This is a genomic window from Myroides albus, assembly GCF_009711045.1.
Lineage (GTDB): Bacteria > Bacteroidota > Bacteroidia > Flavobacteriales > Flavobacteriaceae > Flavobacterium > Flavobacterium album_A.
In genome coordinates this window covers 1-10,540 of the sequence record NZ_WMJX01000059.1, presented here as the reverse complement: position 1 = coordinate 10,540, position 10,540 = coordinate 1, and the positions used below count along the sequence as shown (strand labels likewise).

General features: G+C 32.8%; 6 protein-coding genes and 1 pseudogene. 5 read left to right on the top strand and 2 right to left on the bottom strand.

Annotated elements, in window-relative coordinates; all coding sequences use genetic code 11:
• Positions 1-20 precede the first annotated feature (20 nt).
• Complete coding sequence (locus tag GJV76_RS14450) at positions 21-989, bottom strand: hypothetical protein (RefSeq protein ID WP_155093304.1); 969 nt, start codon at positions 987-989, stop codon at positions 21-23.
• A 95-nt stretch (positions 990-1,084) separates the two neighbouring features.
• On the opposite strand from GJV76_RS14450, the gene GJV76_RS14445 reads away from it, so the two are divergent.
• From GJV76_RS14445 to GJV76_RS14435, 3 genes are all read left to right on the top strand, one after another.
• Positions 1,085-1,921 carry a helix-turn-helix domain-containing protein gene (locus GJV76_RS14445; protein ID WP_155093303.1) on the top strand — a complete coding sequence of 279 codons (837 nt, stop codon included), beginning with the start codon at positions 1,085-1,087 and terminating at the stop codon, positions 1,919-1,921.
• A gap of 72 nt (positions 1,922-1,993) precedes the next feature.
• Positions 1,994-2,752, top strand: coding sequence for an MBL fold metallo-hydrolase (locus tag GJV76_RS14440; RefSeq protein ID WP_155093302.1), 759 nt, complete (start codon positions 1,994-1,996; stop codon positions 2,750-2,752).
• Positions 2,753-3,688: 936 nt separating this feature from the next.
• Positions 3,689-4,144, top strand: a complete 456-nt coding sequence (locus GJV76_RS14435) for a PaaI family thioesterase (protein WP_155093301.1) — start codon at positions 3,689-3,691, stop codon at positions 4,142-4,144.
• Positions 4,145-4,243: 99 nt separating this feature from the next.
• On the opposite strand, the gene GJV76_RS14430 is transcribed toward GJV76_RS14435, so the two are convergent.
• A complete protein-coding gene (locus GJV76_RS14430; protein ID WP_155093300.1) occupies positions 4,244-5,443 on the bottom strand; it encodes a pyridoxal phosphate-dependent aminotransferase in 1,200 nt (399 codons plus the stop codon).
• Positions 5,444-5,648: 205 nt separating this feature from the next.
• Here GJV76_RS14430 and ccsA point away from each other — a divergent pair, with 205 nt between their 5' ends.
• A complete protein-coding gene (gene ccsA / locus GJV76_RS14425; RefSeq protein ID WP_155093299.1) occupies positions 5,649-8,828 on the top strand; it encodes a cytochrome c biogenesis protein CcsA in 3,180 nt (1,059 codons plus the stop codon).
• Positions 8,829-10,268: 1,440 nt separating this feature from the next.
• Positions 10,269-10,540 (top strand): annotated as a pseudogene (locus GJV76_RS14415) (hypothetical protein); the annotation flags it as partial.

The following is a 10,540-nucleotide window of genomic DNA, read 5'->3' as shown; positions in this document are numbered from 1 at the left end:
ACTTTAAAAAAACCGATTGTTTAAAATGCACAACGGGTTAAGTAATGTTTATAGTCATATGTTTTCACCGTTTCTTTTATTTTGAGATTAATAGGGTTTAAATCACTTTGTGGAAAACTATCTTTGAATAGATCTTCATATTTGAAAACAAGTTCTTCGTTCTGAGACAGAAACTCTAAGTTTGATCCAGAATAGAAAAGCATGTGATCAATGTTAGAGTAAGCGACATTTTCATCTTTTAAGGGATTGTGATAGGCCACAAAAGTAGCATCACTTTCATCATCTATTCTACTCCATCCTGTACTAACACTGAGCAAATATTCCAAAAGATTATTTTTGTCTATATCGTTATTACTTAATATTTCCAAATCTTGAAAAGTAATTAACCTGTTTTCAATCTTTTTGAATCTTTTTATATCACTCTCTAATATAATTGGTTTAAGCATATTAGGATTTGTTTTTGAATAGATAATTTCAATAGTTTGATCCTTATATACGCTTTCAAAGACTTCTTGCGGTACTTCAACTTGGGTATTTATATCGCGTTGGGATAATGTTTCATGAAAGCTAACTTGTAGTGTAAAAGTATTGTTTTTTACCCCTCGATGGATTGAATTTGCTATATGTGTACCATTTAATACTTTAGCTGAGGCTATGATTCCATTTGTTTCAAATTCACTATCTACTCTTTTTTGTTGAATAGTAAAAAAGAGTACCCCCATAATCAAACCATATAAAATAGCTAATAGCATTTTTCCGAAATCACTTGCATCTTTGTCTTGATTTTTAGACTGTGTGAGAAGTTCTCCTACATCATAAGTAGATGTAATGTTAGTTAAAGAGAATAAAGCTGTGATAGCGCAAGCAATTCCTGTTACAAAAGTAGTTAGATAAGGATTGAAGAAATAGTTCTCTAAAGAAATAAAGTAAAGGAGTACGGTGAATATTATTACACTAATAACACCCCAAAGTATTTGTCCTTTTTTCATATTAATTTTTTGTTAAAAATAATATAATTACTGATGTAAACGGATTATAATCTTAGTTTTATTTATAATTGTAAAATATGTAAGCGGCTGCCAATATGGAAATTAAATATTTTACCCCTTGTACTTCACTTGAGAAGTATATCAAAAAGTTTTGGTATGGAGATGTGTTATCTGAAGCTGATTCTATTTCAAAATACAAGATTCTTGCCGCAGGTTCAACAGGTTTAATTATTCAACATTGTCGAGGAAAGTCTAATTTGTTTAATTATACTGATCAAAGGCAATTGCCAATTGCTTTTCTCTATGGCCAAAAAAGTGATGAACCTTGTGTAAACTATTTTAAAACACATGGATCAATTATTGGCATTGATTTTCACGCATCTGCTTTTAAGAAGATATTTAACGTTAATACAAATGAACTCACAAATACATTAATAGAAGCCCAAGAGTTAATCCCTATCTCTATAATCGAACAAGTAGTTTATTCTTCTTCTATCTTATCAGCGGTCTCTATTTTAGAAGATTATTTTATACAAAAGATACAATTGAGTTATTCAAATACTTTTATTGTAGATCAAGGTTTGATGTTGTTGAATCAGGATTTTTTGCACACTGATTCTCGAACAATTGCCTGTGATTTGCATATTTCACAGCGACAAGTACAAAGGAAGTTCCGAGAAGATATCGGTTTGTCAATTGAAGAGTATAAAAGAGTGGTAAAGTTTCAACACGCCTGTAATGCTATTTACAAAGGAGACTTTACCAAATTGAGTGATTTAGCTTATAACTACGGTTATGCTGATCAATCCCATTTTATCCGTGAGTTTAAAATGTTTTCGGGAAGTACTCCAAAGGACTTTTTGAATCACTGTATTGCTTTTGATACAGAACAAACGGTAGAACAACCAATGCGTATCGTAGGGGTTCGATAAGACTTTATGTCGTTAGCGTTCTATTTTTAGTGCGTGATAAAGTTGAATTTTGTATTTTAAATTAGATAGATTATGTTGGAAATACATCATTTAAATTGTGTAGATATCGATGCTCCTACTGGAGATCATGCTATAGGACATTGTGTTGTTCTTAAAGTAAATGAAAGTCTTGTACTGATTGACTCAGGTATTGGGGTGGTTGATTGTCTTTCACCAGAACTAAGATTGGGCAAAGAGCTAATTGAGATGGTCGGTTTTAACCTCCATGTGGAAGATACAGTGTATAAGCAGTTAAAAAGATTGGGACTCGATCCCAACTGTGTTACTGACATTGTAGTTTCTCACTTAGACTGTGATCATATAGGAGGTGCAAGTGATTTTCCTAAAGCAAGACTTCATGTTGGGTTGGAGGAATATCACAATTATTTATCAGATAATCCTCGCTATCTTCGAAATTTGTTAGATCATAAACCAGTTGTAAAGTTATATGAATCAGCATCAGAACAATTATTTGGTTTAGAAGTCAGAAAAGTAGATATAGAAGGCGATTTGAAAGTTTACCTTACTCCATTATTTGGCCATACTCTTGGGCATTGTGGCGTTTTATATCAAGTAGCTAATCAGTGGTATTTTTATATAGGAGATGCTTATTATTTAAAAGCAGAACTATTCGATGACAATCATTCGGTTAGTCAGCTTACACAAGCAAGAGCAGATGATAATGATTTGCGCTTAAAATCTATGGATATAATAAAAGGGTTTATGAAGGAATATCCAGATGTGAAAGTATATAGTTATCACGATTTGGAGGAGTATAATTCTGTTGTTTAGCGTCTGTATTCACATTTCGTAGTTTGTATCAATGTGGCTTCGTGTTTAGTTGATAGGCTATTCTCTTTAGTGATGTTGTTCTCATGATGAATGGGAAGTATCTTGTTTTGTGGGATCTTCTTGACACAGAATATTCAATGTAGCCCTTGACTATTTTATAAAGTACTCTTTTCTTTTAATGTGTTTTATTTATCAATAACAATATTGAGTTCCTCCTGTATTTCTTGTCTTTAGTAATTGAAGTACTCTCATTACGACTATTTATTCTCAAGATAGAAGTGCTGCCAGTTTATTTTTGTGGTAGTATTTGTCCTATATAAGAATAGGTTTACACTAAGTAAACTTATTAGTGAAAGATAGGTAAAACACAAGGAAAAGGTGTCGTCAACTTAATTATACTTTAGGCGATAAATCATAAGCTGTATGCGAAGTAAAATAAAAACATATAAAAAAGTGAAGTAACATACAATAAAATGAGGTTTTCAAAACAAGGCAAATAGAGGAACTATTTTTTAACCAAATTTACAGGTGATTTATCAATCGCTTTGCATCCATTTGATAGGGGGTTGCTTGAGTTTTTCTTGCACCTTTCTTGCACCTTTCTTCGAGAAAACCGTGCTTTTGACAAGGAAACCCCCAGAAAAGTGCAAGCATTCCCCAAGGAAGTGCAAGAAAAGCCCTCTAATAGAACAGTCGAATATGCTTTTCAGAATTTGTCAATTTCAGTATTTTGTCAAGAGATTATATAGAAGTGTTTTTGGATCATGTAGTTGTGAATTGATCCCTAAGTAGCAGTAGTATTTTTCTTTTTATTATTCAAAACTGAAGTAGGAGTAGTGAGCAAACCATACTTAGATCACTTTGTTTTTTTATTTTTAGGGTTGTTTAGTTGCTTTGTAATGTCGATATTTAAGCCTTAAACCAAGAAAAACCATTATGAAAAAGCCAATACAGGATTTGTATCCGGAGAATCTTGCACACTGTTATGGTTGTGGAAAGAATAATACACAAGGTCACCAATTAAAAACCTATTTAGAAGGAGAAGAAACGATTAGTAGATTTACGCCAGATTTAAAGTATACTGCAATTCCAGGAAGTGTGTATGGAGGATTAATAGCTTCGTTATTAGACTGTCATGGTACGGCTTCGGCTGCTGCATTTGCTTGTGTAGCAGAAGGTATTAGTTTAGAACAAGCACAAATTCCAGTTCGCTGCGTGACAGGTAACCTCAATGTGAATTTCAAAGCGATGACCCCTCAAGGAAAGGAATTAGTAATTATGGGTAAGTTGAAGCACATAGAGGGACGCAAAATCACAGTAGAAATGACCTTATCGGCAGATAATGTTGTCTGTGCTACAGGAGAGATTTTGGCAATTAAGTTGCGAGAGTAAATGAATTTGTAATAATTATTGCAATACAAGAAAAGTATAAAAGCAAGAAAGAGAGTGATTTTATCACTCTCTTTCTTGTTATAGTTGAAAAGTCATTGACTATTTTTCTATTCCTTGATAAACTTTTAAAGCCTCTTTTAGGATTTGGGCAGAGCGAAGTAAATCTTCTTTTTTCAATACATAAGCCATACGAGCTTCGTCTAATCCTACACCAGGAGTAGAATAGAAACCAGCTGCAGGAGCAATCATGACTGTTTCGCCATTTAAGTCATAGTCTTCCAATAGCCATTTTGCAAAATCATCTGCATTTTTCACAGGGAATTTTGCTACACAGTAAAAAGATCCATGAGGTGCTGTTACTTGTACTCCATCAATTTCTTGTAGTGCTTTTATAAATACATCTCTTCTTTCTCTGTATTCCGTTATAACTTCATCAAAATAAGATTCAGGTGTATCTAAAGCAGCTTCAGAGGCAATTTGTGCAAATGTTGGAGGAGAAAGACGAGCTTGGGCAAATTTCATCGCTGCTGTCATTAACTCTTTATTCTTAGAAACAATACACCCAATACGAGCACCGCACATACTATATCTTTTAGATACAGAATCCACCATAATAGCGTGATTAGCTAAGGCAGGGATACTCATTACAGAGATATGTTTAAAGCCATCATATGCAAATTCGCGATATACTTCATCTGCGATAAGGAATAAATCGTGTTTAACAACAAGGTCCGTCAGTTGTTGCATTTCTTGTTCAGAATACAAATAACCAGTAGGATTACCAGGGTTACAGATTAGAATAGCTTTCGTTTTAGGAGTGATTAATTTCTCAAATTCACTGATAGAAGGCAATGCAAACCCATTATCTATAGATGACATTACAGGTACAATTTTTACTCCATTTGAGATAGAAAACCCATTGTAATTAGCGTAAAAAGGTTCTGGAATAATAATTTCATCATCTGGGTCTAAAGTACTTCCCAAGGCAAACATTAAGGCTTCAGAACCTCCAGTAGTAATGATGATATCTGAGAAGTCAACGTTTAAATGATGTCCTTGATAGTAGGTAGCAAGTTTCTTTCTATAGCTTTCAAAACCGGCTGAGTGGCTATACTCTAATACCTCAAAGTTGGCATCTTTAACCGCTTGTAAAGCTCCTTGAGGAGTTTTAATATCTGGTTGACCAATATTTAAGTGATAAACATGATGACCTTTGCTTTTAGCTTTTTCAGCATATGGTACCAATTTTCTAATTGGTGACTCAGGCATATTAATCCCTTTTTGAGAAATTTTTGGCATAATTTATATATTTTAATCTTTAATAATTGACCAAATCAGACAAATAATTATTGTAAGCTGAATCAATTGGGTAGTGTAGTGCAAATGTATATTTTTTTGGGAATATACTGTGGGAAAATCATTACTAAATAATAAGTTAAATATACTGAATTAGTGGGCTTTTTGGTTATTTTTGTTGAATTGTAAAACAACGTATTAACAACTCATGGACAAAAAAATAATTTCTTTTTTTTCTTCGACACGGTTAATGGCTGTACTTTTTATTGTTTACGCAATTGCATTAGCAGCTGGAACCTTTATTGAAGACCGTTATAACACTACAACAGCGCGCATAATTATTTATAACACCAAGTGGTTTGAATTAATTATGTTTTTCTTCTTAGTAAACTTTATTGGAAATATTAAAAGATACCGTTTACTTACTAAAGAAAAATGGGCAACATTTATCATACATGCCTCTTTTATACTGATAATGATAGGAGCTTTCATTACTCGTTATATCAGTTTTGAAGGGATGATGCCTATTAGAGAAGGAGAAACAGCTGATTTGATTTTATCAGATAAAACCTTCTTAACAGTGATGACTGACGGAGACTATCAAGGAGAGGTTCGAAGAAGAACATTCGAAGAGCCTTTATTGTTTTCTCAAGTAACCAATAACAATTTTAAGCTTAAGGAAGAGTTTAATGGAATTCCTTTTGAAGTAGTTTATAAAGACTTCATCATGGGAGCTACAGAAACCATTCAGGAAGATCCAGATGGAATTAAGCTATTGAAACTTGTTGAGTCAGGTGATGGAGATAGACACGAACACTTTTTGAAAGAAGGTGAAGTAGCGAGTATCCACAATGTATTATTTGCTTACAATAAAGCGACAGAAGGAGCAATTAATATTATTGAAGAAGATGGAGAGTTTTTTATAGATACTCCTTTTTCAGGTACTTATATGGTAATGGCTACTCAGGCTACGGGTGATGTTACTCCTAATGAGAAACAACCGTTAAATCTGAGATCGCTTTATAATATGGCTGGGACTCAGTTTGTCTTGCCAGAAATGCCGATTAAAGGAAAGATTGTATTGGCATCAGATGGTGATTTTAAAAGTAGAATGAGCACAGATGCTTTAACAGTGACTGTCAAATCGCAAGGTTTAGAGCAAGATGTTACTCTTATGGGGAAAGGTGGTAGAATTGGAGAACCTCAATCGATTAAATTAGGAGATTTAGAGTTTACACTTATGTACGGAAGTAAAGGTTATACAACCCCTTTCCAAGTAAAATTAAATAAGTTTATTGCAGAGAAATACCCAGGAACAGAAACAAGTTATTCTTCTTTTGAAAGTCAAGTGACCGTAATTGATGGTCAAGAAAGTTTTGATGCGAGAATTTACATGAACAATATCTTAGATTATAAAGGCTATAGATTTTTCCAAGCAGAGTTTGACCGCGATGAAAAGGGAACTATTTTATCAGTTAACCATGACTTCTGGGGAACTTGGATAACCTATATTGGATATTTTTTATTGTATGTAGGTTTATTGGCTATCTTATTTGATAAGAATACACGTTTTTACGATTTGAGAAAAAAATTAGACAAAATAAGAGAAAAGAAAGCGACAATGATGACTATTTTAGTCTTGTTGTTTTCTACCGTTGGATTTGCACAGCACAATCACAGTAGCAATCCTTCTCAAAAACCAGATGCAGCTTTAATAGATTCGCTTGTTCAAGCGACGGCTGTAAGTAAAGAGCACGCTGCTAAGTTTGGTACTTTGGTTATTCAAGACTATGGTGGTCGTATGAAGCCTATCAATACTTTTGCTTCAGAATTGGTGCGTAAAGTTTATAAAAAGGAAACTTACAAAGGCTTGACTCCTGATCAGGTGTTTTTATCGATGACGCAGTTTACGGTAGCTCAACAAATGCAAGGAGCTCCAAACTTTTGGTATTATGCTGACATTATTGCTCTTCCAAGAGGTAATGATAAAATTACGGAATTACTTGGTTTAGAGAAGGGAACAAAATATGCAAGTTTAATTGACTTTTTTGATGCTGAAGGTAATTATATTTTAGCTAAGGAAGTAGATGATGCCAATCACTCTACTATAAAGAATAAGTTCCAAACAGACTTTTTAGATTTAGATGGGAAATTAGCCTTGTTAAATGCTGCATTTACCAGTGGTATTTTAACTGTATTCCCTATCCCTGGGCACGATAATGACAAATGGGTATCTCCATTGGAATTAAATGAATCTGATATAACAGGAATGGATTCTGTTTTTACAAAAAGTATTTTACCACGTATGTATGTTCCAGCATTATTTGGAGCAAAAGAAACTGGTGATTATACTAAAGCAGATGAGTATCTTGCACATTTAAAAACATATCAGTCTCAGTATGGAAAATCTGTAATTCCAAGTGAGAAAAAGATTGAATTTGAAATTTTGTACAATAAGTATGATATTTTCAAAACACTTTATAGTTACTATATGTTAAGTGCTATATTGATGTTTATCTTTATTGTAGCTGGAATTATTAAAGAGTCTAAAGTTAGTACTTGGGTTGTAAAAATAGGAGGATGGCTTACGATTTTATTGTTTGCTATACACACTATTGGTTTAGGAATTCGCTGGTACGTTTCAGGCCATGCTCCATGGAGTGATGCTTATGAATCTGTAATTTATGTGGCATGGGCTACTGCCTTGTTCGGTATATACTTTGGTCGAAAGTCAGAATTAACTGTTGCATCTACTGCATTCGTTACAGGTATGGTACTTTGGGGAGCACACTTAAATTATATGGATCCTGCTATTTCTAATTTACAACCAGTTCTTAACTCATATTGGTTAATTATTCACGTAGCTGTAATTGTAGCAAGTTATGGTCCATTCACATTAGGAATGATGCTTGGAGTGGTAACCTTAGTTCTTATGATCTTGACAAATGAAAAGAATAAGAAGAAGATGGACATGAATATTAAAGAACTTACTTACATTAACGAAATGGCGTTAACTGTTGGATTAGTTCTTTTAACTATTGGGAACTTCCTTGGAGGACAATGGGCAAACGAAAGTTGGGGACGCTATTGGGGATGGGATCCAAAAGAAACTTGGGCACTTATTAGTATTATGATTTATGCTTTTGTTATTCATGCCAGATTAGTTCCAGCTATGCGTGGTACATGGATATATAATGTATTTAGCGTAGTAGCATACTATTCTATTATGATGACTTACTTTGGAGTGAATTTCTATTTAAGTGGGTTACATTCATATGCTTCAGGAGAGAAAGTAATCACACCAACAATCATATGGTGGTCACTTGCTTTTGTATTTATCATAAGTGTTTTATCTTTTATAAAGTATAAGAAGTACTTGAAGAAATAGTATTTTAATTTTTTATATATTTTCAATTTAAAACAAAAGGTTAGTATTTTTAATACTAACCTTTTGTTTTTTTTATGAATTATTCTAAAAGCTTCTAATTATATTTTGTGTTTTATTCAATATAAAGTGTGCTTTTTATTGTTTTCTTTATGTTTGTGTGTATTATTTGTTTAATTAAGTTAATTAAAATTATGTTTGCTTGTTTATTGTATAATAATGTGTGTAATTTTTATTAATTTAATTATTAATTATTGTTTTTACTAATTTTGTATTAGTAAAAGTAAAAGTTATGAAAAAGAGAATTATACCAATTGCTCTATTGTTGAGTGGTATGGTTTCTTATGCCCAAGTTGGTATAGGAGTAAAGGAACCAGATAAATCTGCAATTTTAGAATTACATGCAAAAGACAAGGGGCTTTTGATTCCAAAAATTGCTTTGGTTAGTCTATTAGATAATAATTCAATTCATGGAGGAAATCCTAAAGAAGGGTTATTAGTTTTTAATACAACTAATAATGGAAATGATTTACTACCAGGATATTATTTTTGGGGAATAGATTACAACGATAAGATAGTACCTAATAAGTTTAGATGGATAAAAATTGGGGATGTTCTTTCTGATCAAGTAAACAATAAAATGTTGTCTTATGGTATTGGTGATAATGCTCAAGGACAGAAGGTGTTTACCTTAACCGATGCTCACGGACATTCAATTGATGTACCGTTAATTAACTTGCAACTATTGACTAAAATTGAGAAGTCAAAAACTAAGCAGGGGACTTATGTTTATACGAATGAGGAAGGTAAAGAGTTTGTTATAGATGTGTTGTCAGATGTGATAAATCACTTTGGTGATATTATCAATAATGAAGAAGTCGTAAAGAATATTGTTAACAAATTAAAGGGGAAATTTGGTAATGTTTATTACGATGGAACCAATTTCTATACATTAGATCCAGATACCGGTGATAAAACTCCAATCTTGTGGAGTGATTTAGATACAACTAATGAGAGCTTTACTTTAGTTCCAGAGAATGGAGTTGATTATTTAGTAATCACAGACAGTAAAGGAGGCAAAGTAAAATTAGATGTTGTAGAAATCGCTAAGAGTGATAAGTTCATCACTGAGCTTTCTGAAAATAAAAACTTCATCGATAAGATTACCAATAACAACGAGTTTGTTGATCAAATCATCAATAAGTTAAAAGGTAAATACGGTAACGTTTATTACGATGGAACCAATTTCTATACATTAGATCCAGATACCGGTGCTAAAACTCCAATCTTGTGGAGTGATTTAGATACAACCAATGAGAGCTTTACTTTAGTTCCAGAGAACGGTGTTGATTATTTAGTAATCACAGACAGTAAAGGAGNGTTTATTACGATGGAACCAATTTCTATACATTAGATCCAGATACCGGTGCTAAAACTCCAATCTTGTGGAGTGATTTAGATACAACCAATGAGAGCTTTACTTTAGTTCCAGAGAACGGTGTTGATTATTTAGTAATCACAGACAGTAAAGGAGGTAAAGTAAAATTAGACGTTGTAGAAATCGCTAAGAATGATACGTTCATCACTGAGCTTTCTGAAAATAAAAGCTTCATCGATAAGATTACCAATAACAATGAGTTTGTCGATCAAATCATCAATAAGTTAAAAGGTAAGTATGGTAATGTTTATTACGATGGAACCAATTTCTATACATT